Annotated in this window: 16 protein-coding genes, 3 rRNA genes and 1 pseudogene; 15 read left to right on the forward strand and 5 right to left on the reverse strand. The window is 63.4% G+C overall.

What is annotated here, in order from left to right:
* The 6 genes and pseudogenes from treS to ACQCSX_RS16825 all read left to right on the forward strand — a co-directional run bounded on the left by treS (position 1) and on the right by ACQCSX_RS16825 (position 12,648).
* On the forward strand, positions 1-1,791 hold the full coding sequence (treS, locus tag ACQCSX_RS16800) for a maltose alpha-D-glucosyltransferase (protein ID WP_427016396.1): 1,791 nt from the start codon (positions 1-3) through the stop codon (positions 1,789-1,791).
* A pseudogene (glgB, locus tag ACQCSX_RS16805) lies at positions 1,788-5,536 on the forward strand (1,4-alpha-glucan branching protein GlgB). Before treS ends, glgB begins: the two are co-directional and overlap by 4 nt.
* 483 nt (positions 5,537-6,019) lie before the next feature.
* A 16S ribosomal RNA gene (locus tag ACQCSX_RS16810) occupies positions 6,020-7,544 on the forward strand.
* Positions 7,545-8,075: 531 nt separating this feature from the next.
* Positions 8,076-11,207 (forward strand): 23S ribosomal RNA (locus tag ACQCSX_RS16815).
* A 252-nt stretch (positions 11,208-11,459) separates the two neighbouring features.
* Positions 11,460-11,576, forward strand: a 5S ribosomal RNA gene (gene rrf, locus ACQCSX_RS16820).
* Together the 16S, 23S and 5S rRNA genes form the textbook arrangement of a ribosomal RNA operon.
* Before the next feature lie 409 nt (positions 11,577-11,985).
* Positions 11,986-12,648 carry a hypothetical protein gene (locus ACQCSX_RS16825; protein WP_427016397.1) on the forward strand — a complete coding sequence of 221 codons (663 nt, stop codon included), beginning with the start codon at positions 11,986-11,988 and terminating at the stop codon, positions 12,646-12,648.
* Positions 12,649-12,709: 61 nt separating this feature from the next.
* Here ACQCSX_RS16825 and istB read toward each other — a convergent pair whose 3' ends face one another.
* Both istB and istA read right to left on the reverse strand, forming a co-directional pair.
* Positions 12,710-13,441, reverse strand: a complete 732-nt coding sequence (istB, locus tag ACQCSX_RS16830) for an IS21-like element helper ATPase IstB (RefSeq protein ID WP_427015968.1) — start codon at positions 13,439-13,441, stop codon at positions 12,710-12,712.
* Positions 13,438-14,904, reverse strand: coding sequence for an IS21 family transposase (gene istA / locus ACQCSX_RS16835; protein ID WP_427016398.1), 1,467 nt, complete (start codon positions 14,902-14,904; stop codon positions 13,438-13,440). The genes istB and istA overlap by 4 nt, the downstream gene beginning before the upstream one ends.
* A 274-nt stretch (positions 14,905-15,178) precedes the next feature.
* Between istA and ACQCSX_RS16840 the strand changes: the two genes are divergently transcribed.
* Positions 15,179-16,513 (forward strand): putative transposase, encoded by a 1,335-nt coding sequence (locus ACQCSX_RS16840; protein WP_427019084.1) that lies wholly within the window; start codon positions 15,179-15,181, stop codon positions 16,511-16,513.
* Entirely contained in the window at positions 16,492-16,791 is a 300-nt protein-coding gene (locus ACQCSX_RS16845; protein WP_427016399.1) for a putative transposase, read from the forward strand. The genes ACQCSX_RS16840 and ACQCSX_RS16845 overlap by 22 nt, the downstream gene beginning before the upstream one ends.
* A gap of 178 nt (positions 16,792-16,969) precedes the next feature.
* On the opposite strand, the gene ACQCSX_RS16850 is transcribed toward ACQCSX_RS16845, so the two are convergent.
* From ACQCSX_RS16850 to ACQCSX_RS16860, 3 genes are all read right to left on the reverse strand, one after another.
* Positions 16,970-17,251, reverse strand: coding sequence for a hypothetical protein (locus ACQCSX_RS16850; RefSeq protein WP_427016400.1), 282 nt, complete (start codon positions 17,249-17,251; stop codon positions 16,970-16,972).
* An 8-nt stretch (positions 17,252-17,259) separates the two neighbouring features.
* Positions 17,260-17,727 carry an EamA family transporter gene (locus tag ACQCSX_RS16855; protein WP_427016401.1) on the reverse strand — a complete coding sequence of 156 codons (468 nt, stop codon included), beginning with the start codon at positions 17,725-17,727 and terminating at the stop codon, positions 17,260-17,262.
* 563 nt (positions 17,728-18,290) lie between these two features.
* On the reverse strand, positions 18,291-19,640 hold the full coding sequence (locus ACQCSX_RS16860; protein WP_427016402.1) for a DDE-type integrase/transposase/recombinase: 1,350 nt from the start codon (positions 19,638-19,640) through the stop codon (positions 18,291-18,293).
* 271 nt (positions 19,641-19,911) lie between these two features.
* Here ACQCSX_RS16860 and ACQCSX_RS16865 point away from each other — a divergent pair, with 271 nt between their 5' ends.
* The 7 genes from ACQCSX_RS16865 to ACQCSX_RS16895 all read left to right on the forward strand — a co-directional run bounded on the left by ACQCSX_RS16865 (position 19,912) and on the right by ACQCSX_RS16895 (position 26,361).
* Positions 19,912-21,009: an ISAs1 family transposase gene (locus ACQCSX_RS16865; protein ID WP_427019085.1), complete on the forward strand. Its 1,098-nt coding sequence runs from the start codon at positions 19,912-19,914 to the stop codon at positions 21,007-21,009.
* Positions 21,010-21,293: 284 nt separating this feature from the next.
* Entirely contained in the window at positions 21,294-21,500 is a 207-nt protein-coding gene (locus ACQCSX_RS16870) for a Flp family type IVb pilin (protein ID WP_427016403.1), read from the forward strand.
* An 80-nt stretch (positions 21,501-21,580) separates the two neighbouring features.
* Positions 21,581-21,994 carry a TadE/TadG family type IV pilus assembly protein gene (locus tag ACQCSX_RS16875; protein ID WP_427016404.1) on the forward strand — a complete coding sequence of 138 codons (414 nt, stop codon included), beginning with the start codon at positions 21,581-21,583 and terminating at the stop codon, positions 21,992-21,994.
* The gene (locus ACQCSX_RS16880) at positions 21,991-22,992 is read left to right on the forward strand and encodes a TadE/TadG family type IV pilus assembly protein (RefSeq protein ID WP_427016405.1); all 1,002 of its coding nucleotides are present in this window, start codon (positions 21,991-21,993) and stop codon (positions 22,990-22,992) included. Before ACQCSX_RS16875 ends, ACQCSX_RS16880 begins: the two co-directional genes overlap by 4 nt.
* 14 nt (positions 22,993-23,006) lie before the next feature.
* Positions 23,007-23,747, forward strand: a complete 741-nt coding sequence (gene cpaB / locus ACQCSX_RS16885) for a Flp pilus assembly protein CpaB (RefSeq protein WP_427016406.1) — start codon at positions 23,007-23,009, stop codon at positions 23,745-23,747.
* Positions 23,744-24,943: an AAA family ATPase gene (locus ACQCSX_RS16890; protein WP_427016407.1), complete on the forward strand. Its 1,200-nt coding sequence runs from the start codon at positions 23,744-23,746 to the stop codon at positions 24,941-24,943. Before cpaB ends, ACQCSX_RS16890 begins: the two co-directional genes overlap by 4 nt.
* A complete protein-coding gene (locus ACQCSX_RS16895) occupies positions 24,940-26,361 on the forward strand; it encodes a CpaF family protein (RefSeq protein WP_427016408.1) in 1,422 nt (473 codons plus the stop codon). Before ACQCSX_RS16890 ends, ACQCSX_RS16895 begins: the two co-directional genes overlap by 4 nt.

Consider the following 26,361-nt stretch of genomic DNA (forward strand, 5'->3'; position numbering starts at 1 on the left):
GTGCCCTTCAGCCCGGCAGGCAGTGGACAGCAGTTCAACCTCAATGCCCCGGGCCTGCAGCACGATCCCCATTGGTACCGCAAGGCCGTCTTCTACGAGGTCATGGTGCGCGGCTTTGCCGATGCCAATGGGGACGGCTCCGGGGACTTTTCCGGGCTGATCGAGCGGCTGGACTACCTGCAGTGGCTGGGCGTGGACTGCCTGTGGCTTCCGCCGTTCTTTGATTCTCCGCTGCGCGACGGCGGCTACGACATCCGCGACTACCACGCAGTGCTGGACGAGTTCGGCACCATCGGCGATTTCAAGCGGCTGGTGGCCGAGGCCCACGCCCGGGGTGTGCGCGTCATCATCGACCTGCCACTGAACCACACCTCCGACCAGCACCCCTGGTTCCTGGCCTCGCGGGAGGACCCGGAGGGCCCCTACGGCGACTTTTACGTCTGGAGCGACACGGACCAGAAGTACACGGATGCCCGCATCATCTTCGTGGACACGGAGGAGTCCAACTGGAGCTTCGACTCCGTGCGCCGGCAGTTCTTCTGGCACCGGTTCTTCTCGCACCAGCCGGATTTGAACTTTGAGAACCCCAAGGTGGTCCAGGCCATCTTCGCTGTCGTGCAATTCTGGCTAGACCAGGGCATCGACGGTTTCCGCGCGGACGCCATCCCGTACCTCTTCGAGGAGGAGGGCACCAACTGCGAAAACCTGCCCGCCACGCATGCGTTCCTGCGCGAGCTGCGGGCCATGGTGGAGGAGAAATACCCCGGCCGCATCATCGTGGCCGAGGCCAACCAGCCCCCGCATGAGGTGGTGGAGTACTTCGGTACGGACGAGGAGCCGGAATGCCACATGGCCTTCCACTTCCCGATCATGCCGCGGCTGTACTACGCGCTGCGCGACCAGAAGGCCGCGCCCATCATCGAGACCATGAAGCACACCCCGGCCATTCCGCGCGGGGCGCAGTGGGGCACGTTCCTGCGCAACCACGATGAGCTGACCCTGGAAATGGTCACCGCCGCCGAACGCGAGGCCATGCTGGGCTGGTACGCGCCGGACTCGCGGATGCGGGCCAACATCGGCATCCGGCGGCGCCTGGCGCCGCTGTTGGACAACTCGCGGGCCGAGCTGGAAATGATCAATGCCCTGCTGCTCGCGCTGCCGGGCAGCCCGTTCCTGTACTACGGGGACGAGATCGGCATGGGCGACAACATCTGGCTCGACGACAGGGACGCCTCCCGCACACCCATGCAGTGGAACCCGGACCGCAACGCGGGCTTTTCGACGGCGGATCCGGGCAAGCTCTACCTGCCGGTGGTCCAATCGCTGGTCTACCACTACAACCACGTCAACGTGGAGTCGCAGATGGCCCACGCCAGCTCCCTGCTGCACTGGAACCGGCGGGTGCTGGCCACCCGCAAGGCGCACCCGGCCTTTGGCCTGGGCGACTACCAGCAGGTGGAGGCGAGCGCGGAATCGGTGCTGGCCTTCCTGCGGGTGCTGCCCGAGGACAATCCGGAGAGCGAGCAGCCCGAAACGCTGCTGTGCGTCTTCAATCTCTCCCAGCACCCCGCCGCGACCGAGCTGTTCCTGCCGGAACTGGCCGGGCGCGGCCTGCGCGATGTCTTCGGCGGGACGGCGTTCCCGGCCGTTGGCGCCGACGGCAGGCTGGTGCTGACCTTGGGATCCTACGATTTCTTCTGGCTGCGGCTGCGCAGCGCAGGCTCCAACCCATCCTCACCGCAAACCATGGCGATGGCCGTGGTTCCCGCCGGGGGCGTGACCTCACTATGACCGGACCCGCCGCACCGTCGCTTTCCGAACTGCTCGCCGCGTGGCTGCCTGCCCAACGCTGGTACCCGCTGCACGGGCCCAGCGTGGATCACAGTGCCGTGGATGCCGGGATCGACGACGGCGGCGCGGCCGGCGGTGCCGGCGTGCACCTGCGCGCCGTGGGCACCATCGGGCTGGTGGACCCCAGCGGCGGGGCCCGGCTGGGGATCCTGCTGCTGGCCGTCGACGCCGGGGGCCGCACCGTGCACCTGCAGCTGCCGCTGAGCATCCGGAGGGAACCCTTGCCGGACGCGGCGGAGGGCCTGATCGGCCGTGCGGCCGGCCTGGACTGGGCCGGCCTGGCCGCGTCCGGCCTGCCTACGTCCGGCCTGCCTACGTCCGGCGCGGCCGGACCGGACACAGGGCCGGGCGCGGCGTACGTGTACGACGGCGTGCACGACCCCGCCTTCATCGGCGCCTGGCTGGACACTATCGCCGCCGGCTCCGATCCGGCCGGGCAGTCCACCGCCGAGGCCGTCCCGGCGCTGCGCAGCGCCCCCGGCCCGGGGGCGTGCCGGCGATCCGGGTCTTCGCGGGGGAGCAGACCAACACCTCGGTGCTCGTCCCCGGCGGAGACCTGCCGCTGATCATCAAGTTCTTCCGCGTGCTCCAGCCCGGCACCAACCCCGAGGTAGAAGTGGGCCGGGCCCTCTCCGCGGCCGGCAACGTGGACTCACCGGCCCTGCTGGGGTCGGCGTCGGGCCGGTGGAGCGCCGGCATCGGAACCGAATCCGGAAGCCTGTGCACCGTGCACGCCCTGGTGCCCGATGCCGCCGGCGGCTGGGACCTGGCGCTGGCCAGCGCCGCGGCCGGAACCGACTTCAGTGCACAGGCCCGGGCCATCGGCGCCGCCACCGGGCGCGTGCACCGGGCCCTCGCCGCGGGTCTGGGCACCCACGCCCCCGATGCCGGCCAGTGGCGGGCGGAGGTGGAGGCCATCGCGGCCCGGCTGCACTGGGCCTGGGCGGAATGCGGCAGCCTTGTCGGACCGTATGGCCCGCAACTGGAAGCGGCCATCACCGCGCTGCGCACCTCGGCCGCGATGCCGGCCCTGCAGCGCATCCACGGCGACCTCCACCTCGGCCAGCTGCTGGCCGCCCCCGGGCCCGACGGCACCCCGGGCGCCGGCGCCTGGCAGCTGCTGGACTTTGAGGGCGAGCCGCTGCGGCCCGTGGAGCAGCGCAACCAGCCCGATCTGCCGCTGCGCGACGTGGTGGGTATGCTGCGTTCCTTCGACTACGCCGAGGCTACCGCCGGTGGGGCCACAGGCTGGGCCCAGCGTGCGGGCGAGGCTTTCCTGAAGGGCTATGCCACTTCACAAAACGGTGCCGTTGACATGGCATCGGAGTTGTTTGTGGCATTGTGGCTGGACAAGGCGTTATACGAGGTTGTCTACGAGCAGCGCCATCGGCCGGGGTGGGTCCATGTACCCCTCGCGGCCGTGCGCGCAGCGCTCACATCTACTGAAAAGAGTGCATCCATGGGTTCCAATTCCACCACCGCGCCACGTCCGGTTGATCCGGCGGTCTTGGCAAGCGTGTCGGAGGGCACCTACTACGCACCCCATTCCGTGTTGGGTGCCCATCTGGGCGACGACGGCGCCGTCACCATCCGCACGCTGCGCCACCTGGCCGAGTCCGTCGTCGTGCTGCTGGCCGACGATGTGCGCGTGCCCATGGTCCACGAGTCCGGCGGCATCTTCACCGCCGTGCTGCCCGCCGCCGTGCCCGGCCATGTGCCGGACTACCGGCTTGAGGTGTCCTACGCCGGCGCCCCGGCCCTGACGGTGGATGACCCGTACCGCTACCTGCCCACCGTGGGCGAGATCGATCTGCACCTGATTTCCGAGGGCCGGCACGAGACCCTGTGGACGGTGCTCGGTGCCCACGTCCAGCGCTACCACTCCAGCCTGGGCGATGTCCGCGGCGTCAGCTTCGCCGTCTGGGCCCCCAACGCACAGGCCGTGCGGGTCAAGGGTGATTTCAACAATTGGGACGGCCGCCAGCACGCCATGCGTTCGTTGGGTTCCTCGGGCATCTGGGAACTGTTCATCCCCGACGCCGAGGTCGGCGCCTGCTACAAGTTCGAGATCCGTGCCGGCCACGGTGGCTGGGTGGAAAAGGCCGACCCCATGGCCTACGGCACCCAGGTGCCGCCGCTGACGGCCTCGCGCGTGGTCGAATCCAACTACGCCTTCACCGACCAGGAATGGATGGCGGCGCGGGCGGCCAAGGATCCGCAGAACGCACCCATGAGCGTCTACGAGGTCCACCTGGGCTCGTGGAAGATGGGCCTGAGCTACACGGAGCTGGCCCGCGAGCTGGTCGACTATGTGAAGTGGATGGGCTTCACCCATGTGGAGCTGATGCCCGTGGCCGAACACCCCTTCGGCGGATCCTGGGGCTACCAGGTCACCTCCTACTTTGCGCCCACCTCGCGCTTTGGCCACCCGGACGAGTTCCGCTTCCTGGTGGATTCCCTGCACCAGGCCGGCATCGGCGTCATCATGGACTGGGTTCCGGCCCACTTCCCCAAGGATGAGTGGGCGCTGGCCCAGTTTGACGGCCAGGCCCTGTACGAGCACGCGGACCCGAGGCTGGGCGAGCACCCGGACTGGGGCACGCTCATCTTCGATTTCGGCCGCAACGAGGTCCGCAACTTCCTGGTGGCCAATGCCCTCTACTGGCTGGAGGAGTTCCACATCGATGGGCTGCGCGTTGATGCCGTGGCGTCCATGCTGTATCTGGACTACTCCCGTGAGGATGGCCAGTGGAGCCCCAACCGGCACGGCGGGCGCGAAAACCTCGAGGCCATGTCCTTCCTGCAGGAAATGAACGCCACCGTCTACAAGCGCAACCCCGGCGCCATCACCATTGCCGAGGAATCCACCGCGTTCCCCGGCGTCACGGCGCCCACCAGCGACGGCGGCCTGGGCTTCGGGCTCAAGTGGAACATGGGCTGGATGCACGATTCCCTGACCTACATGGCCGAGGACCCGGTCAACCGCGGCTGGCACCACAACCAGATCACCTTCTCCATGGTGTACGCCTTCACGGAGAACTTCCTGCTGCCCATCAGCCATGACGAGGTGGTGCACGGCAAGGGGTCCATGCTGCGCAAGATGCCCGGGGACCGCTGGCGCCAGCTGGCCAACCTCCGCGCCTACCTGGCGTTCCAGTGGGCGCATCCGGGCAAGGCCCTGATCTTCATGGGCACCGAGTTTGGCCAGGAATCCGAATGGAGCGAGGCCCACGGACTGGACTGGTGGCTGGCCGACATGCCCGACCACCACGGCGTCCAGCTGCTGGTCAAGTCCCTGAACGAGACCTACCGGTCCACGCCGGCGCTCAGCGACTTGGACAACACGCACGAAGGCTTCACCTGGATCAACGGCGGGGATACCGAGCACAACGTGCTCTCCTTCATCCGTTGGGACAGCGAGGGCAAGCCGCTGGTGGCCGTCATCAACTTCGGTGGCAATCCGCACCTCGACTACCGCCTGGGGCTGCCATCTGTGGGGGAGTGGACCGAGCTGCTGAACACCGACGACGCCAAGTTTGGCGGCTCCGGTGTGGGCAATGGCGGATCCGTCACCGCCACCAAGAAGGACTGGGACGGCCAGCCGGCCTCGGCCGCGGTCAACCTGCCGCCGCTGGGCGCGCTGTACTTTGTGCCGAAGGCAGCTGCGGGGAAGCGGCGCAAGTAGCCGCATAATCCGCACGACGGCGGGGCGGGGCGGGTCCACTGGGACCTTCCCCGCCCCCGCTTTGTTTCTCCCGCTGATCGGTGCTAGAGTTAGTAACCCGCCGAGCGAACAGTTTGGCGGGAACAATCCACCATGATGAAGCTCTGAACAGCCGATTTGTGCGCCCCGCGGCTTCTCGCCGCAGAGGGATGGAGAATCTGGATTTGACTTCCTGGAAGTCGATCCGGTAACTTTGGAAAGTTGCTCCGGCACTGATCGCCGCGGAAACCACCGGTTTCCTGCAGGTGCGTGTTGGCCGGAAGCTCCTGTTGTTTGAGAACTCAATAGTGTGCCAAGTTTTATTGATACCAATGAATCATTGATTGGTTGAACGGGCCCGTCCATCCCACCCCCGTGGTGGTGGCGGCCCGAACAGCCGGTTTCAAATTTAGTGCACCGTGTGTCCGCCCTTTTCCGGCGGTCCGGGGTGTGTCTGTAAAAACATTTATGGAGAGTTTGATCCTGGCTCAGGATGAACGCTGGCGGCGTGCTTAACACATGCAAGTCGAACGATGGCCCCCGCTTGCGGGGGTGATTAGTGGCGAACGGGTGAGTAACACGTGAGTAACCTGCCCTTTAACTCTGGGATAAGCCTGGGAAACCGGGTCTAATACCGGATATTTACCCTCCTCCGCATGGCGGGGGGTGGAAAGCCTTGTGCGGTTTTGGATGGACTCGCGGCCTATCAGCTTGTTGGTGGGGTAATGGCCCACCAAGGCGACGACGGGTAGCCGGCCTGAGAGGGTGACCGGCCACACTGGGACTGAGACACGGCCCAGACTCCTACGGGAGGCAGCAGTGGGGAATATTGCACAATGGGCGAAAGCCTGATGCAGCGACGCCGCGTGAGGGATGACGGCCTTCGGGTTGTAAACCTCTTTCAGTAGGGAAGAAGCGAAAGTGACGGTACCTGCAGAAGAAGCGCCGGCTAACTACGTGCCAGCAGCCGCGGTAATACGTAGGGCGCAAGCGTTATCCGGAATTATTGGGCGTAAAGAGCTCGTAGGCGGTTTGTCGCGTCTGCCGTGAAAGTCCGGGGCTCAACCCCGGATCTGCGGTGGGTACGGGCAGACTAGAGTGATGTAGGGGAGACTGGAATTCCTGGTGTAGCGGTGAAATGCGCAGATATCAGGAGGAACACCGATGGCGAAGGCAGGTCTCTGGGCATTAACTGACGCTGAGGAGCGAAAGCATGGGGAGCGAACAGGATTAGATACCCTGGTAGTCCATGCCGTAAACGTTGGGCACTAGGTGTGGGGGACATTCCACGTTTTCCGCGCCGTAGCTAACGCATTAAGTGCCCCGCCTGGGGAGTACGGCCGCAAGGCTAAAACTCAAAGGAATTGACGGGGGCCCGCACAAGCGGCGGAGCATGCGGATTAATTCGATGCAACGCGAAGAACCTTACCAAGGCTTGACATGAACCGGAAACGCCTGGAAACAGGCGCCCCGCTTGCGGTCGGTTTACAGGTGGTGCATGGTTGTCGTCAGCTCGTGTCGTGAGATGTTGGGTTAAGTCCCGCAACGAGCGCAACCCTCGTTCCATGTTGCCAGCGGGTTATGCCGGGGACTCATGGGAGACTGCCGGGGTCAACTCGGAGGAAGGTGGGGACGACGTCAAATCATCATGCCCCTTATGTCTTGGGCTTCACGCATGCTACAATGGCCGGTACAAAGGGTTGCGATACTGTGAGGTGGAGCTAATCCCAAAAAGCCGGTCTCAGTTCGGATTGGGGTCTGCAACTCGACCCCATGAAGTCGGAGTCGCTAGTAATCGCAGATCAGCAACGCTGCGGTGAATACGTTCCCGGGCCTTGTACACACCGCCCGTCAAGTCACGAAAGTTGGTAACACCCGAAGCCGGTGGCCAACCCCTTGTGGGAGGGAGCTGTCGAAGGTGGGACCGGCGATTGGGACTAAGTCGTAACAAGGTAGCCGTACCGGAAGGTGCGGCTGGATCACCTCCTTTCTAAGGAGCACCAAGCACGCGACGGTGCACCGCATGGTGTCCTGTCGCTGTGAGGAAGCAAAGCCCATTGCGAGAACGATTGTTTCTCGGTGGGTGCTCACGGGTGGAATTTCAATGGAACAGACCCCTGGCGGGTTTGGCCGGTTTTCCAAGTACGGATGTCCGCACGCTTGCGTGGGGTGTCCTGGAACGGAGCGTGACCGGCCTTCTTCGTGGGGGGATCGTTTGGCACACTGTTGGGTCCTGAGGCAACAGGAACCGTTGGTGCTTAGGCATCACCGGTTGGCTGGTTGGCTTGGTTTCCCGCACACGACCCCGTCCCCGGGGTCCGCCGGCACGCCCGAAAGGGTGGTGTTGGTTCCGGGGTGTGGTGTGTGACGGGGTTGTTGGTTGAGAACTACATAGTGGACGCGAGCATCTTATAAAGGAAGCAATTTCTTATGAGTTGATGAACCTGGATCTGGCACGCCCTTGGGTGTGTCTGTTTTCATGGTTCTCTCGAAATATTATATTGAATTCTGTGATCTAAGTGGTCAAGTTTTTAAGGGCACACGGTGGATGCCTTGGCATTAGGAGCCGATGAAGGACGTAGGAATCTGCGATAAGCCTCGGGGAGTTGATAACCGAACGGTGATCCGAGGATGTCCGAATGGGGAAACCCCGCCACGCGCCGCAAGGTGACGTGGTGACCCATGCCTGAACACATAGGGCATGTGGAGGGAACGTGGGGAAGTGAAACATCTCAGTACCCACAGGAAGAGAAAACAACAGTGATTCCGTCAGTAGTGGCGAGCGAACGCGGACGAGGCTAAACCGGTCCATGTGTGATAGCCGGCGGGCGTTGCATGGTCGGGGTTGTGGGACTTTCCATTCCAGTTCTGCCGGACTGGTGAGGTGAGAGTGTAGGCATAGGTGAACGGTCTTGAAAGGCCGACCGGAGAGGGTGCGAGTCCCGTAACCGAAATGCTTGTTACACCGCCTGGGAAGCATCCCAAGTAGCACGGGGCCCGAGAAATCCCGTGCGAATCTGTCAGGACCACCTGATAAGCCTAAATACTACCTAATGACCGATAGCGGACAAGTACCGTGAGGGAAAGGTGAAAAGTACCCCGGGAGGGGAGTGAAATAGTACCTGAAACCGTGTGCTTACAAACCGTCAGAGCAGGCTTGGTTCCTGTGATGGCGTGCCTTTTGAAGAATGAGCCTGCGAGTTAGTGTTACGTCGCGAGGTTAACCCGTGTGGGGAAGCCGTAGCGAAAGCGAGTCTGAATAGGGCGAGTGAGTGGCGTGATCTAGACCCGAAGCGAAGTGATCTACCCATGGCCAGGTTGAAGCGACGGTAAGACGTCGTGGAGGACCGAACCCACTTCAGTTGAAAATGGAGGGGATGAGCTGTGGGTAGGGGTGAAAGGCCAATCAAACTTCGTGATAGCTGGTTCTCCCCGAAATGCATTTAGGTGCAGCGTTGCGTGTTTCTTGCCGGAGGTAGAGCTACTGGATGGCCGATGGGCCCTACAAGGTTACTGACGTCAGCCAAACTCCGAATGCCGGCAAGTGAGAGCGCAGCAGTGAGACTGTGGGGGATAAGCTTCATAGTCGAGAGGGAAACAGCCCAGACCACCAACTAAGGCCCCTAAGCGTGTGCTAAGTGGGAAAGGATGTGGGATTGCGAAGACAACCAGGAGGTTGGCTTAGAAGCAGCCATCCTTAAAAGAGTGCGTAATAGCTCACTGGTCAAGTGATTCCGCGCCGACAATGTAGCGGGGCTCAAGTACACCGCCGAAGTTGTGGATTTCCGGTACCAGGCAAGCCTTCGTGGTTCAGCCGCCGGGAGTGGTAGGGGAGCGTCGTGTGGGCAGTGAAGTCGCGGTGTAAACCAGCGGTGGAGCCCACACGAGTGAGAATGCAGGCATGAGTAGCGAAAGACGGGTGAGAAACCCGTCCGCCGAATGATCAAGGGTTCCAGGGTCAAGCTAATCTGCCCTGGGTAAGTCGGGACCTAAGGCGAGGCCGACAGGCGTAGTCGATGGACAACGGGTTGATATTCCCGTACCGGCGAAAAACCGCCCATGCCAAGCGGGGGACACTCACCGCCCGAAGCCTGCCCGGACACCCTTGTGGTGGAAGGGTTTTGGTGGAGCGCGGGAGAAGATCCCGGGAGGCAAGCGTATTAACAGGTGTGACGCAGGAAGGTAGCCGAGCCGGGCGATGGTTGTCCCGGTCTAAGGATGTAGGGCGGGCCGTAGGCAAATCCGCGGCCCTTAAATGCCTGAGATCTGATGGGACCCCCGTCAAGGGGGGATTCGGTGATCCTATGCTGCCTAGAAAAGCATCGGCGCGAGGTTTTAGCCGCCCGTACCCCAAACCGACACAGGTGATCAGGTAGAGAATACTAAGGCGATCGATCGAGAGAATTATGGTTAAGGAACTCGGCAAAATGCCCCCGTAACTTCGGGAGAAGGGGGCCCCAACCTTGAACCACCCGCGCGGTGGGGAGGGGATCGGGGCCGCAGAGACCAGGGGGAAGCGACTGTTTACTAAAAACACAGGTCCGTGCGAAGTCGCAAGACGATGTATACGGACTGACTCCTGCCCGGTGCTGGAAGGTTAAGAGGACCGGTTAGCCGCAAGGCGAAGCTGAGAATTTAAGCCCCAGTAAACGGCGGTGGTAACTATAACCATCCTAAGGTAGCGAAATTCCTTGTCGGGTAAGTTCCGACCTGCACGAATGGAGTAACGACTTCCCCGCTGTCTCAACCATAAACTCGGCGAAATTGCAGTACGAGTAAAGATGCTCGTTACGCGCAGCAGGACGGAAAGACCCCGAGACCTTTACTATAGTTTGGTATTGGTGTTCGGAGTGGCTTGTGTAGGATAGGTGGGAGACTGTGAAGCGCCAACGCCAGTTGGTGTGGAGTCATCGTTGAAATACCACTCTGGTCACTTTGGACATCTAACTTCGGCCCGTAATCCGGGTCAGGGACAGTGCCTGATGGGTAGTTTAACTGGGGCGGTTGCCTCCTAAAGAGTAACGGAGGCGCCCAAAGGTTCCCTCAGCCTGGTTGGCAATCAGGTGTCGAGTGTAAGTGCACAAGGGAGCTTGACTGTGAGAGCGACAGCTCGAGCAGGGACGAAAGTCGGGACTAGTGATCCGGCGGCACATTGTGGAATGGCCGTCGCTCAACGGATAAAAGGTACCTCGGGGATAACAGGCTGATCTTGCCCAAGAGTCCATATCGACGGCATGGTTTGGCACCTCGATGTCGGCTCGTCGCATCCTGGGGCTGGAGTAGGTCCCAAGGGTTGGGCTGTTCGCCCATTAAAGCGGTACGCGAGCTGGGTTTAGAACGTCGTGAGACAGTTCGGTCCCTATCCGCTGCGCGCGCAGGAAATTTGAGAAGGGCGTCCTTAGTACGAGAGGACCGGGACGGACGAACCTCTGGTGTGTCAGTTGTACTGCCAAGTGCACCGCTGATTAGCTACGTTCGGATGGGATAACCGCTGAAAGCATCTAAGCGGGAAGCTCGCTTCGAGATGAGATTTCCATGAACTTTGGTTCGAGAGGCCCCCAGCCAGACCACTGGGTTGATAGGCCGGATGTGGAAGCGAGGACTAACGACTCGTGAAGCTGACCGGTACTAATAGGCCGATAACTTACACCACCCCACACCTGGGTGAACCCGTTCTTCAAAAGGGGTTTACCACCTAAGGGTGTGGAGGTCACTGCATGCTTGCGTCCACTATGTGGTTCCCGGCCAACAACTTCCGTTGTTGCGCGGGGGACGAACACCCGCCACGGGTTTCCCCTCGGAAGCCCCGGCACGGGTGATAAATGAATGAAACGACACACGTTTCCCTGGTTTTCCCGCACCACCCCGCCTGAAAAGGCCAGGGTGTGGTGTGTGGAGGTAGAGTTACGGCGGTCACAGCGTGGGGGAAACGCCCGGTCCCATTCCGAACCCGGAAGCTAAGGCCCACAGCGCCGATGGTACTGCACTCGTGAGGGTGTGGGAGAGTAGGACGCCGCCGGACACCCATTAGGGCAGGCCCCGCACCGTTGGTGCGGGGCCTGCCCGCATTTAACACCCGTTTTGGGGGCGGGGGCGCGGCGCACGGTGCGTGGCCCGGATCCCCGGGACCGGCCGCACGGGCCGGGGGCGCGGCGCCGAACCCCACGGAAAGGCCGCGCCCCGCCACGCCCGGCAGCAGCCGGAGCATGGTCGGGCCGCCCGGCGGGCGGTGGCTGTGCGCAGAAACACGCCCCGTGCAGCCGGTTCACAGCCGGCAGCCTCAGGACTCCGGTCATGGTCGGGTGACGGGTTTGCGGGTTTGTTGATTTTTCGGGGTTCTTGGTCGGTGAAGGGCTGTTAATTCCCTACCGATATTCGATATAATAGATTCAAGAATCCGTATCGATTGGAAGGGTGGAATGATGGGTGTCGTGACTACCCAGCCTCCCCTTCCCGTGGCGATGGTCCTGGATGCCGCGCCCCTGGGATTGGCTGGTTCCCTGGAACGCGATGGTGCCGGCGGCGGTGCCGTTTACCTCCACGGCCAGGTGGTGTTTTCCTGGGATGCCGGCGATGAGGCCGCACGCCGGTGGGCGGCGGTGAAGCTGGCGCAGATGAAGGCCGCTCCGGTGGGTGAGGTCGCCGCCGCTTTCGAGGTCACTCCCGGAATGGTGTGGCTGTGGGGACAATTGCTGGCCGCCGGCGGCATCGTGTCCCTCGTTCCGGAAAAGAAAGGCCCCAAAAAGGCATCCCGGCTCAGCGGCGACGTCATCGCCCGCATCGTGGAACTGCGCGGCACCGGCCTGTCCCAGCAGGCCGTCGGCGATGCGGTCGGCGTCTCCGAGTTCAGTGTCCGCCGGGCCCTGAAACTCGCCGCCGGGCAGGGGGCCGAAGCCGCGCAAACACCCACTGGGGAACCGGAACCGGCACCGGCGCCCGTTGCCGCGGAACTGCCGGTCCTGCCGGCACCGGTGGCCCGTTCCGTGGAGCGTGCCGCCGCGGGCGTGCCCGGGTGCGCTGCCCCGGTGTTTGCCCCGGCGGCCCGCATCCCGCATGCCGGGTTGTTCCTGGTGTGTTTCGTCAAGTCTAAGTAGGCCGTTTCAGCGCTAAGAATTAGGCCACCTCGGCCCGTTTCTGGTCCATTTCAGCGGTTGGCTATTTCATGAGGGCATTTTTGACCCGGTAGGACTCGCCGCGGAATTGCAGAAGCCGTCCGTGGTGGACCAGCCGGTCGATGACGGCGGCGGCCATGTTGTCGTCCCCGAACACTGTTCCCCAGCGGGAAAACTCCAAATTTGTGGTGATGATCAGGCTGCGTTTTTCATACCCGTCAGCGATCACCTGGAAGAGAAGCCTGGCCCCTTCGGTATCGATCGGCAGGTAGCCCAGTTCGTCAATCGCCAGGAGCTGGTTCTTGGCCAGGGCGGCCAGTTCCTTGTCGAGGCGGTCTTCGTCCTTGGCGCGGCGCAGCATCATGACCAGGGCGGAGGTCGTGAAGAACCTGGCCTGGATGCCCTGCCGGCAGGCTGCGGCCACCAGGGCGGTGGCCATGTGGGTCTTGCCCGTGCCGACGTCCCCGTAGAGGACCAGGTCCTGGGCCCGGTTGATGAAATCCAGGGATTCGAGGGGTTCGCGGCCGTAGTCCTCCGGGAACCGGACACTGCCGTAGTCGAACCCGGTGAGTGTTTTCATGGCCGGCAGCCTCGCTGCCTTCAGCAATCGTTGGCGGCGTGACTCCTGCCGGGATTCGTGCTCGGCCAGCAGGACCTCGTGGAGGTATTCGCGTTGTTTCGGGGTGCCCTTCTCGGCCCATTCGGTCAACACGCTGCCGGTCAGCGAGGCATGCTTGCCCGCTTCGAGGATGTCTTGGACGGTGATCGGGTTCATGCGACTTCTCCGGTGGTGGTGTTCAGGGTGGTGAAGGTGTCATAGACACTCAGATCCACGTTGGCTGCCGGCGGTTCGGTGCCGTCAGCCAGACGGCGGGCCAGCATGCCCAGCATGGCCATGTCCGGTGCATCCCCGCGCTGGATCAGGGTGTCGGCAGCGGCCACCGCGGCATCGAATCCCGCCGCCGACGAGGCGGCGTCCACGGCGTTGAACAGGCGGCGCCGCCCGGTGGCGGTGGCTTTGTCCAGCCAGTCACGCACGGGGTCGGTGACCAGGGCCCGCAGCGGGGAATGGGACCACGCCCCGGGCTTCGTCACGAGCAGCGGCACCAGGGAAGCCGGGTCGAAGACCGTCTCGGCCTGCTTCCCGAAGACGCGTGGGAACGTGCGGACGGGTTCGGAATGCTCGTCAAGGATCTGCACCACGTCGTGTCCCAACCCCACCGTGAGCATCCGCCCGTGGAAGACGGGCCCGGCGGCGTACGTGTTCCCGTCAATGAGCAGGTTCCCGGTCTTGTCGGCCTTGCGCGATTCGTAGCGCACGGCATCGAAACCGATCCCCGGCAGTTCCATGGAGGCGGCCACGTCCTGGGCGAACAGCTCACCCAGGGGCAGGCCCTTGCGGTAGTGCACTGTGGTGGCCAACGCATCGCAGCGCGCCATGAGGACCTTGTTGAGCCCCTCCAAGGTGGCGGCCTCCGGCTCGGGGACCATGAAGTTCCGGCGCAGGAACCCCACCGCGTTCTCCACGTTGCCCTTCTCGTGGCCCGAGTATGGATTGCAATAGCGGGACTGGGACCGGTAATGGAGTTTGAAGGCGCCAAACAGCTTCGTCTCGGTCACCCTGGTTCCCACCCGGTTTCCGATGCCCGTCGCGTTGTCAAAGACCATGTGCCGCGGCGCAGCCCGAATGTGCTCGAACACGGTCCGCAGCCCGTGGGCAACGCATTCAGCGGTCTCGCCGCGGTATGCCTGGACGAAGCGCATGTTCGAGAACGGGAAGGTCACCACGAGGATGTGCAGGACCTGCCGGATCCCGGCAATGATGGCCTCGGCCTGACCGAAGTCGACCTGCACGGTGCCGGCAGGCCAGACCAGTTCGGTGAACCCCTCGCCGGGCTGCCGGTTGGCGGCCAACCATTTCTTCACGTGCCGCTGGACCGGTGAATAGGTGCCGGTGAACCCATGCTCTTCCACGAGCCTGTCAAAGATCCGCTTGACCGTGTGCCGCTGCTTGCGGTTCCGGCGCGCATCCTCGATGAGCCACCGCTCAATGATGTGCTCGAACCCGGCCAGGACCGAGGCACCCGGCCTGGCCAGCGGTGCCGGCGGCGCCGGGGAGAAGTCCTGCTGCTCGGCGTACTTGGCCGCCGAGGTCCGGCTGACTCCCAGCCTGCGGGCGATCTCCCGCACGGGGACTCCCTGGGAGTCGAGTCGTCTGATATTTTCTTGTACGGACATGGGTACCGTCATCTGCTTTCCAGCCCTTCCGGCGCATACGCTTCGCAATGGCAGCGCCGTAAGGAACCTATCTGGGGGTGGCGGGCCCATGTCCCTGACACTCAAGGCGGGGCCCGAACCACCGGGTGATCTCTATCTCCAAACCAGCCCCCGAAACCTGATTCCGGGATGAAATGACTGGCCTGATTCTTACCGCTCTTTTGGCCTGAAACGAGCCACCAACGTGGCCCATATTCTCGGCTGAAACGGCCTACAGATAGTCGATCACACACACCTGGCCTTCCCGGCCCTGGAACGCTCCGGCCTGCTCGCCTGTGCACGGGAAACACTGGGGGCCTTGCCGAACGGTTTCTACGGGCTGGACACCATCCTCATCGACGCGGTGCTCCGTGCCCTGGCCGGGCAGGCCCGCGCCGAGGGCGCGACCCGCTTCACCCCCCAGGATTTGGGCCGGATCCTCGGATTGGACCGCGCCCCGGAAGTAAAGACCATCCGCCGCAAAATCGGCCGGCTCGCCGAAACAGGCAAAGCCGCCGAACTGATTGCCGCCCTGGCCGCCCACCACCTGCACGCGGCCGGCCCCGGCGGGGAGAACCTCGCCGCCGTGTTGTATGTTGATGGGCATGTGCGCGCCTACCAGGGCACGAAAAAGATCGGCAAGCTCTACTCGACCCGGTTGAAGTTCCCGGTCCCGGCGACCGAGGAAACCTGGGTCAGTGACGCCCACGGCTCCCCGGTCTTGTTGGTTATGGCCGACCCCGGCGCCTCCCTGGCCAGCGAGCTGCGCCGCATCCTCCCCGAACTGCGCACCATCATTGGCGATTCCCGCCGGGTGCTCGTGGGCTTTGACCGCGGCGGCTGGTCCCCGGCCCTCTTCGCGCACATGGCTGCCCAGGGTTTTGACGTGCTGACCTGGCGGAAAGGCAAAACAGAAGACATCGACGCGTCCCTGTTCACCGAGGTGTCCCACACGGACGGGCACGGTGAAACCCGGTCCTGGCCGGTCGCTGACACGCTCGTGGACCTGCCCCTGGCCGGCAGCAAAACCACCGGGGAAGTCTTCCAAACCCGCCAGATCACCCGCACCGTTCCAACGGCCGGCGGCGCCACCCGGCAGATCCACATCCTCACCACCGATCACGACCTGCCGGCCGGGGAGGCGGTCTACCGGATGGGGGCCAGGTGGCGGCAGGAGAACCAGTTCCGCTACGCCCGCATGCACTTCGACCTGGACTCGCACGATTCCTACACGTCAGTGGACGATGACCCGGACCGGATGGTGCCCAACCCCGCCAAGGCCACGGCGTACCAACGGGTTGTGGCCGCGAAGAAGCACTTCACCGACATTGCCGCCGACACCGACGCGGCATTGCTCACCCTGCACACCCCGCCACCGGGAACGACCGGCCTCATTCTCACCAATGCCATGGTCAATGCGATCGAGGCACCCCGCTGGGAGGCCGAAGCAGCCCTCGACGCCGTGGAAGCCGCCCACAAGTCCCTTCCTGCCAGGGTCCGGCTCGGGGACCTGCCCCCGGCCAGCAGGTGGCGGACACCGGGACGAAACTCATCCACCACGGAATCCGCATGGCCGCCTACAACACGATGATGTCCCTCGCCCGGGAAATCCGCACGAACACCGGCTACAAACGCGCCGCCGACGAAGCCCACGCCCTCATCCGCCACGCCTTCAGCCAATCCGGCGACATCGACCCCACCATCCCCGGCCAGCTGACAATCACCTTGGACCCGCTGCCAACAGCCAGGGCGACCAGGGCCCTTGCGGAACTCTGCGAACACCTCACCGGCACCGAAACCCGCTACCCCGGCACCGGCCTCATCCTCAAATACGCCATCAAAACGAAGGCCCCGGCTCCGGGGAATTAAATCGTGATGTCCCGAGTCCTGAGCCTGGCGCCGGCAGCCCGGCAGCCCGGCAGCCCGGCACTGCGGAGTCCTGCCGGGGCCGGCACGGGCCGGCACTGTGCCGAACCCCACGAAAAGACCGCGCACCGCCATCGGCGGTGCGCGGTCTTTTCGTGTTTTACCGGCCACGTCCCGGCGGCTACCCGAGCTGGAGCACGGCAATCCCCGCCACCGCCGCCACCGCCACCACCGCCAAGGCAGCCGGTGGCTGTGTGCAGAAACACGCCCCGCGCAGCCCGCCGCAGCCGGCAACCCGGCGCAGGCAGGCCGGCACCGCACCCGGGCCGTGGGCCGAGGGGATGGGCCCGGCACCGCGCGGCCCGGCACTCCGGCCGCCACGGGCCGGCACTGTGCCGAATCCCACGGAAAGACCGCGCACCGCCATCGGCGGGGCGCGGCCTTCGTGGCTGACCGGCCACATTGCAGCGGCTACCCGAGCTGGAGCACGGCAATCCCCGCCACCGCCACCACCGACAGGGCCGCCCGGCGGACGCTGAACCGCTCCCGAAAGAACAACACACCCAGAACCCCGGCCAACAGCACACTGCACTCCCGCAACGCCGACACCAACGCCAACGGGGCCAGGCCCTGCGCCCACACCACCATGGCGTAGGCCACCAGCGACAACAGCCCTCCCAGCAACCCCAGGCGCCACCAGCGGCCCACCTCCCCGGCCAGCACCCGGCCGTCCGGCGCACGCAACCAGCAGATGGCCGGCACCACGACCCCCTGGAGGGCAAACAGCCACATGGCATAGCCCAACGGGGAACCGGACAGCCGCACCCCCACCCCGTCGATCAGCGAATACGCCGCGATGCACAACCCGGTCACCAGGGCAAAACCCGCCCCGCGCCGCTGCCCGCCGGAGAACAACGACACACCGGAACCAACGCGCATTCTTTCCCTGCCCAGCGGAAATGGTGATTTCACGTGTCGATATTTAAAACCAAATTCTGCGCAATGCGCTTATTTTTCGGCTTTGCTCATCGGCATGGCACTGCTGTTTGCCGGTGCCGCGTTGCACGGGAGCCGGGGAAATCATCCGGTTGCCAGGATCGGGGCCATGGTGGGTTTCATGTGCTGCCTGGTTTGGTGGTGTTTTCTCCGCGAAAACGGGGCATGGGTGATGTGACGCTTGCCATACTACTTGGACGGTACCTAAGTGACCTTCGGCTGGGGCCGGTCACACTGGCGCTGCTCACTGGTATCAACATGAGGGTCGTGGCGGGTGTGGCCCTGATGTTCCGCGGATTCGTAGGGCTTGAACCCGCCATCCCGTGTGGTCCGTCCATGGGCTTGGGGCAGGGCTCCTGCAAAGTCTTTGATGGGCGGCTTGGGTCTTAAGATGTGAGACGACGCGGGCGGGGCTGTTAAAAGGCGAGTGTGATGTCTCAAGACACCGGTGACAGTTCTGCACCAGTACATCGGTAGCACTCGGTGTCTCAAGACATCGGTGACACTTACCCCATTTCCGGCGGGTTCTGGAACATTGCAATGGCATGCTTCAAGCTCAGATACGTGACGCCGTCTGGGAACGGATAGTCATATTTCGTGATCAATTCACCCTCCATCGAGATCACCATCAACTCCGCCTGATCCCAGACGACTTTCACCATGGCGCTGCGTAGTAGCTTGCCCAAATAGAGCTCCACACCCGCAACCCGCAGGCACCTGTTCTTATTGACCCGCATCAGCTGACTGCCGGTCGCCTCCATGTGCTCGGTGCGCAGCGTGGCACTAAGTTTGGCCGGCTCCGGGGTTGAACCGTCCTGCGGCGGTGGCGATTGCTCTTCACTGGGCCATACGGCCAGGACGGCTTCGCCGACGCCCGGAGGAGGCGTGGTGCTGTGCTTCATCCATTCCCCGGGTGCGAGGGGCTCAGCGACCGGTGTGGCATCCCACGCCTCCTGCGGTGTCATCCGATCCTCCAAGGCCTGATGGCCGCGCTGCGTATTGTAGGCCTGGTCAAAGACCTCAACCTGCGCCTGCAGTTCGGCCAGGTCCTTGGCGAAAGGTTGCTTCTTCAACCACTTGAACAGCGTCGAATGAAAGCGCTCATTCTTCCCCTGAGTCGTGGGCTTATACGGCTTGCCGGTAATCGTGGCAACGCCGAGACTGTTGGCGTACGCGACCAGTTCGCTGATCACGCCCCGACGGATGGGGTTCAGGGCCTCGCCATTGTCACTGAGCAGGCGCTGTGGTATTCCGTGGGCGGCGACACCCATGCGGAAGACCTTCACCGCGTCCGGACCGTTCTCCGTCCTTGCCACTAACGAGGCCACGGCCAGGCGGGAATGGTCATCGAGCAGCTGGAAGATCACGCATTTGCGACCGCCTTCCACCACGTACTCGGTAGCATCGAGCTGCCAGCAGGCGTTGGGCATCGGATAGCGGAAGGAACGGTAGGAGGAGCGGGGACGCTTCTGCGGGGCCGGGGTGACAAGGCCGCGTTCGCTGAAGATCCTGGCCAGGGACGCAATCGAGGGGGTTTGCATGCCAAGCTTGCGCATTTGGTCGTGCACGCTGATCGGACCGTGGTCCCAGCCTGCGTCTTCCATGGACTTGCGCATGGCGACGGCTTGGTCTTTGAGGGTTTCGGTGGTGGCGTTGGGCGAGGTCTTCGGGCGGCGGGAACGGGGTTCGAGTGCGGCTGCTTGTCCTTCGGTGCGGGCTCGTTTGAGGATTTGGTAGAACGTTTTGCGGCTGATGTGGTTCTCGGTGCAAAACGCTGTGACAGCTCCTCTGGGTGCGTCTTCTGGCCATCGGGCGATGGCCAGGCGTATCGTCGGTTCAACTGGATCATTTTTCACACAATCCAGTTCAGCAGCCCGCCGTTGGCCTTCGTGCCAGAGGCGGGCTGTGTGCTTGCCGAGGTTAAAAGGTGGGGTGAAGTGTCACCACCAAGGAGCACTGTTGTGTCACCGATGTCGTGAGGCAGAACTGTTACCGATGTCCTGCGAGATAACACTGTTAAAAGGCGAGAACCCCTGTTAAGCATGTGATTGTTCAGTCCCACATGTTGCCAGGAGTTCTCTCGTGCCATCTTCCCACCTTGCCCTGTTCCATGACGAATTCGCCCGGATGGGACCAGTGGAAATCGATCCTGGAGCTGTTCTGGCCGCCTTGTGCGGGTTGCCGGATCCGCGGAAGAAACGCGGGGTGCGGCACCGTTTCGCCCACTTGCTGGTCATCATGGTCTGTTCGGTGTTGGCTGGGGCAACATCGTTGGTGGAGATGGCTGAATGGGCTGCCGACACAGCGCGGGACCAGCTGGCCGTCTTGGGGATTGGTACCCCGCACGCGACGACGCTGGGCCGGGTCCTTGAACGCCTCGATGCGGACTTGCTGGACCGGTTGGCGGGGAGCTGGGTGCAAGCTGCCGCGACCGTGACGGCTGTGGCCATCGACGGGAAGGAAGTCCGCGGCGCCAAGAATGGCGGAGGCACACGGGTCCATCTGCTCTCTGGCATCGACCAGGGAACCGGCGCCGTCCTGATGCAGCAGAACGTAGCCGAGAAGCACAACGAGATCACCTATTTCAAGCCACTGTTGGAGGGCGTGAAAGAGCTGACGGGTGTCATCGTCACAGCGGACGCCCTCCACACCCAGCGTGAGCACGCCGTCTACCTGCACGGGCGTGGCGCCCACTTTGTACTCACCGTCAAAGCCAACCAACCCAAGCTCCACGACCAGCTTCGCTCCCTGCCCTGGAACCGGATCCGGTCAGGGAGCAAGACACTGGAGACCGCCAATGGCCGCGAGATCGAACGCACCATCAAGTGCGTCGGTCTGGCCGGCGGGATCAACTTCCCCCACGCCGCCCAAGCCGGACAAATCACCAGAAAGTCCCGGCCGATAGGGGCCCGGAAGTGGAACACGGAGACCGTCTACATAGTCACGTCGCTCAAACCGGCAGCCGGAAAACCGGCCCACATCGGCGCCCTGGTCCGCGGCCACTGGGCCATCGAAAACGGCCTCCATTGGAGAAGGGACGTTCTCTACCGTGAGGACCACAGCCAGGTCAGGAGAGGCAACGCCCCCAGGGTAATGGCCTCCCTGCGCAACACTGCCATCAGCATCCTGCGACTGGAAGGAGAAACCAACCTCGCCAAAGCCACACGGGCCGCCCGCAACTACCCGCTCCGCGCCCTAAAACTCGCCGGCCTCACTACCAGCTAAACGACTTTGCAGGAGCCCTGGGGCTTGGGGTACCTGCCCGCCGTGCTGTTTGGGTCCCCACTCAGGGGTCGTCATTCTGCCCTTGCTGTTCGGGTAGCCCCGGCCATGCAGGTGGTGCCATCCGAAAGTGGAGTGGCCACCCAAACAAGTAGAGTGTTGCGGACCGTTGCCCGGTGGTGCCGGCGCCCGGTAAATATTGTTTATCGAAGTTCGACGGAACCTAAATCCGGGGGATGCAAAAGAATTTCGAGTCATGTCGCTTCCAAAGAAAAAGGAATACGAAAATGAACACTTTCATGGTCTCAATGCTCTCTTTCGTCGCCGGCGTCAAGAACCGGTTCACCGACGAGGAGAAGGGTGCCACCGCCGTTGAGTACGGCATCATGGTCTCGCTGATCGCGGTTGCCATCATCGGCGCTGTCGCCCTGATCGGCACCAACCTCAACACCATATTCGGAGTCGTCAACACCAACCTCAAGCTGACCAAGTAGCACCCACCGCAGGCCACCGTGGAGGCGGCACCAGGCTTGTCTGGGGCCGCCTCCACTGCTTTCCAACCGGAGGGATTGTCATGAAGTGCAAGGATTCGGAGCGGGGTGCCGCGGCAGTGGAATTCGCGCTCCTGTTGCCGGTGCTGCTGCTACTGGTCATGGGCATCATGGAGTTTGGACGGGCGTACAACGTCCAGATTTCCGCAAGCCAGGCGGCGCGCGAAGGTGCCCGCTACGTGGCGGTAAATTACCCGTCTATTTACTTTTCTGCCGATACCGCCAAAACCACTGCGCTGGATGCCGCGCCTGGCCTGCCTGCCGGCACGACTGTCTCCATCGAGTACAAGCAGGCCAATGGCGGCGCTGCAGGGGCATGCGCCTCAGGGTCCGCGGTGACCGTCACGGTAGTTAACCAACTGAACTGGCTGACGGGCTATCTGCCCATTGCTGGGCCGAAAATCACCGGAGTGGGGGTTATGCAATGCGGCGGATGAGGCTGTTCAGGCACAAAACAGACAATGAACGCGGGGCGGCAGCAGTGATAGTGGCTATCCTGATGGTGGCGCTGCTGGGTTTTGGGGCAATCTCTGTGGATATCGGCATGATGTATGCCGAACGGGGCCAGCTGCAAAACGGTGCGGACGCCGCCGCACTGGCCGTGGCCAACAACTGTGCCAAGGGCAGCTGCGGTGACTACCAGGCCACCGCCGGTGCACTGGCCAACTCAAATGCAAACGACGGCGCCGCCAAGACCAACAGCGTGACGTTTCCGCAGCCCGGCAGCGTCGAAGTGGTTACGTCAAGCAAGGACGACGCCGGCAACGACTTCATTCGTCTCGCCTTTGCCAACATCTTTGGCATCAGCACAACGAATATCGGCGCCGAGGCCACCGCCTCATGGGGTGGACCTTCGGCGGGGCCAGCTGCCTTTCCGCTCACGTTTTCGGACTGCCAATTTGTGCTGAGCGGTGAAGTCCAACTTCTGCAGTCCCACAAGACCGATGAGGGCCATGAATGCAAGCGTGGAACCTCGGGGCAGATCCTGCCTGGCGGCTTCGGCTGGCTGGACCAGGACCCCGGAAAATGCCAAGCCTCCATCAATATCAATGCCTACGGTGGCACCGTTGGGGGTGACACGGGGAACAACCCGCCCAGTAACTGTGACGACGTGCTCAATGGCTGGAAAGCGAAAATCGAAGCCGGTCAGCCGGCCATCGTACTTCTGCCGGTGTATGACCAGGCCGATGGCAATGGGTCGAATGCCACGTTCCACATCCGCGGGTTCTCCGCATTCCAAGTGATGGGCTGGAAATTCTCCGGTGGAGACAACAGCCCCCCATTGTCCTTCCGCAACAGCGGCAATGCGTCCAACAATTGCACCCGAAGCTGTCGGGGCATCATTGGGAAGTTCGTCAAGTACGTGTCGCTGGACGCTGGGTTCACACCCGGCGGACCGGATCTGGGTGCTACTACCGTCCAACTGATCAAGTGATTTAGGAGTCAAAAGTGAAAACACGCCTGCTGGGGGGCGTTGCCGCACTGGTGCTAGCCATTGTGGGTGCTGTCCTCCTTGCTACCTACGTCCAAGCCGCAGACCACCGAGCCCAAGCCGGGATGAACCCGGTGGAGGTGTTGGTGGTCCAACAGCCCATCGCGGCTGGCACCACGCTTGACCAGCTCACAACGCTGGTCAAGGCCCAATCCGTTCCTCAGGCGGCCGTCGCGGACGGTGCCGTCACAGATCTGTCGACCTTCAGTGGAAAGGTTGCTGGCGTGGCGCTGGTCCCGGGCGAGCAATTGCTGTCCTCCCGACTAGTGGATCCGGGCAGTCTCTCTGCGCCCGACCAGGTGGACGTGCCCAAGGGGCTTGAGGAAGTCACGCTCAAACTGGAACCGGAGCGGGTCCTCGGCGGAGCGCTGCAGGCCGGAGACACCGTGGGTGTCTTCATCTCCTACAACTCGGGCACAGGAACCGGCACGGCGGACAACCCGGCCACCAAGCTGCAATTCCACAAGGTGCTGGTCACCAAGGTGGGCACAGGAACCGGCACGGCAGACAAATCAGCGGGGTCCAGCCAGCAGCCCAGCTCCGGTGGAAGCATCTACATCACGCTGGCCCAATCGGGAGCCGATACCGTGCAGACCGTCCACGGCATCGAATTCGGCAAGATCTACCTCTCCAAGGAGAACGCCGATTCCAGCACCGCCGGTGTGGATGCCCTGCTCAAGGATGGTGTGCTGAAATGAGCCGCTTCATCATCATCACCACGGCCGCCGACTTTGAGCAGCGCGTCCGCGCGGCAGTGTCCGGAGGGCTGCATGGATCTGTCCAATCGCTACCGGAATCCGCCATCAACGGCGCGCCGCAGGACATCGTCCGCCAAGACCCGGCAGAGCCTGCAGAGGTCATCATCCTCGGTCCCGGGGTGTCCACCGATGAGGCGCTCAAACTGGCCACCGTCGTCGATCTCCAGTTCCCGGAAATCAGCGTGATCCTGGCCGCTGACACTTCGGCGGACCTGGTCCTGACCGCCATGCGTTCCGGGGTGAGGGACATTGTCAGTCCGAGCGCGGATACCGCCACCATCCGGGTCATGCTTGAACGGGCCTGCCTGTCCGCCGCCGGCCGGCGCCGGGGTTTGACAGTGCAGGGAAACTCCGAGCATGAGACCGGACGGGTCATTGCCGTCATGTCCCCCAAGGGCGGCGTCGGGAAGACCACCATCGCGACCAATCTGGCGATGGGGCTGGGCAAGGTGGCCCCCATGGGCGTGGTGATAGTTGACCTGGACCTCCAGTTCGGTGACGTTGCCTCCGGGCTGTCGCTGGATCCGGAGCACACGTTGCTGGACGCGGTGACGGGTGCGGCGGCGCATGACGCCATGGTGCTCAAGGCGTTCCTGACAGTACACTCCGGGGGAGTGTACGCACTGTGCGCGCCGCGGAATCCCAATGAAGCGGATCTGGTCACGGCAGACCATGTGCGCCATTTGATCGCCCAACTTGCCACCGAATTCAAGTACGTGGTGGTCGATACGGCCCCCGGTCTGGGCGAGCATGCATTGGCCACGCTGGAACATGCCACGGATGCCGTCTGGGTGGTGGGCATGGACATTCCCAGCGTCAAGGGGCTGCGCACCGGGCTCGGCATTCTCAACGAGCTCGGCCTGCTCCCGCAGGGACGCCATGTGGTGCTCAACTTCGCCAACCGGCACGCCGGCCTGAACATCCAGGACGTCGAGGCCACTATTCGTGTTCCTGTCGATGTCGTGATCCCGCATTCCGCGGCCATGCCGTTCGCCACCAACAAGGGCGTCCCGCTGCTCCAGGAGGGCGTGCGGAATGCAGCCACCAAGAACCTGCGCCGGCTGGTGGCGCGCTTTGAGCCCGATTGGGGCACCCAGGTACACAAGAAACTCCATCGACGGGCGGTAGTGGCATGAACCTCTCAGCACGATTGAATGCGGCCAGGGGCAACAGCCCGGCTAGCGAGTCGGCGGGGTTCACCGTCCCCTCAGTTCCTGTAATTCCGCTCACCGCCACGGCCGAGACAGCGACGTCGAGTGCGGGCGGGACGGCCTTGGCCGGCCTGAAGCAGCGCGCCGGCGAGGCCCTCTTTGAGCGGATGGGCGGGCGACTGACGGATCCACACCTATCCGAAGATGACTTGCGTAAATCCGCCCGGGAAGAACTCAGCCAGGTCATTGACGAGGAGCAGGTTCCACTGACCCCGGAGGAAAGGCGCCGGCTGATCCGCGAAATCGGGGACGATGTGCTCGGCTACGGCCCGCTGCAGCGCTTCCTTGATGATGACTCGGTCACGGAAATCATGGTCAACAAGGCAGACCAGATCTATGTGGAGCAGGCCGGTCAGCTGACCCTCACTGACTCAAAGTTCGCCACCGAGGACCACCTGCGCCGCGTGATCGAGCGGATCGTCTCCAAGGTGGGACGGAGAATTGACGAGTCCTCCCCCATGGTGGATGCTCGGCTGGAAGACGGCTCGCGCGTCAATGCGATCATCCCTCCGCTAGCCGTCAACGGCCCGTCACTCACTATCCGCAAGTTCAGCCGGGTGCCCCTGACGGTGCAAAACCTGGCCGACTTTGGCACGTTGACCCCCGAAATGGCAGAGCTGCTAGATGCCTGCGTGAAGGCCCGGCTGAACATCCTGGTCACCGGCGGCACCGGCACCGGAAAGACCACGCTGCTCAATGTCCTCTCGGGGTTCCTCCCCGCCGAGGACCGGATTGTCACCATTGAGGATGCCGTGGAACTGCAGCTGCAGCAGGCACATGTGGTGCGGCTGGAAAGCCGGCCGGCCAATATTGAGGGCCGGGGCGAGGTTTCCATCCGTGACCTCCTGCGGAACTCGTTGCGCATGCGGCCGGACCGGATTGTGGTGGGCGAGGTCCGTGGCGGCGAGGCGCTGGACATGCTCCAGGCCATGAACACCGGCCACGACGGATCCATTTCCACCGTCCACGCCAATTCGCCCCGGGACGCCATTGCCCGTCTGGAAACCCTGGTGCTGATGGCCGGCATGGACCTCCCGCTGCGCGCCGTACGCGAGCAGATTGCCTCCGCCATCAACCTGATCGTTCACCTGAGCCGGCTCCGCGACGGCACACGGCGTGTCACGCACATTACCGAGGTGCAGGGCATGGAGGGCGACGTCGTCACGCTGCAGGACGCGTTCGTGTTCGACTACTCCGCCGGCGTGGACAGGAACGGAAGGTTTCTGGGCAAGCCGGTGCCCACAGGTGTCCTGCCGCGCTTCGTCGACCATTTTGCCGAGCTCGGCATCACCGTCTCGCCCCGTGTCTTTGCTTCGCAGCCGCTGCTCACCGGGAGGCGGTAG

Source organism: Pseudarthrobacter sp. P1 (assembly GCF_050156935.1).
GTDB lineage: Bacteria > Actinomycetota > Actinomycetes > Actinomycetales > Micrococcaceae > Specibacter.

Excerpts from the sequence above, each read along its gene's own strand:
- ACQCSX_RS16870 (WP_427016403.1), top strand. The coding sequence starts at position 21,294 with ATGAACACTTTCATGGTCTCAATGCTCTCTTTCGTCGCCGGCGTCAAG.
- ACQCSX_RS16890 (WP_427016407.1), top strand. The coding sequence starts at position 23,744 with ATGAGCCGCTTCATCATCATCACCACGGCCGCCGACTTTGAGCAGCGC.
- istB (WP_427015968.1), bottom strand. The coding sequence starts at position 13,441 with ATGAACCCGATCACCGTCCAAGACATCCTCGAAGCGGGCAAGCATGCC.
- ACQCSX_RS16850 (WP_427016400.1), bottom strand. The coding sequence starts at position 17,251 with ATGTGGCCGGTCAGCCACGAAGGCCGCGCCCCGCCGATGGCGGTGCGC.
- ACQCSX_RS16895 (WP_427016408.1), top strand. The coding sequence starts at position 24,940 with ATGAACCTCTCAGCACGATTGAATGCGGCCAGGGGCAACAGCCCGGCT.
- ACQCSX_RS16855 (WP_427016401.1), bottom strand. The coding sequence starts at position 17,727 with ATGCGCGTTGGTTCCGGTGTGTCGTTGTTCTCCGGCGGGCAGCGGCGC.
- ACQCSX_RS16845 (WP_427016399.1), top strand. The coding sequence starts at position 16,492 with ATGGCCGCCTACAACACGATGATGTCCCTCGCCCGGGAAATCCGCACG.
- ACQCSX_RS16865 (WP_427019085.1), top strand. The coding sequence starts at position 19,912 with ATGGGACCAGTGGAAATCGATCCTGGAGCTGTTCTGGCCGCCTTGTGC.
- istA (WP_427016398.1), bottom strand. The coding sequence starts at position 14,904 with ATGTCCGTACAAGAAAATATCAGACGACTCGACTCCCAGGGAGTCCCC.
- ACQCSX_RS16875 (WP_427016404.1), top strand. The coding sequence starts at position 21,581 with ATGAAGTGCAAGGATTCGGAGCGGGGTGCCGCGGCAGTGGAATTCGCG.
- ACQCSX_RS16880 (WP_427016405.1), top strand. The coding sequence starts at position 21,991 with ATGAGGCTGTTCAGGCACAAAACAGACAATGAACGCGGGGCGGCAGCA.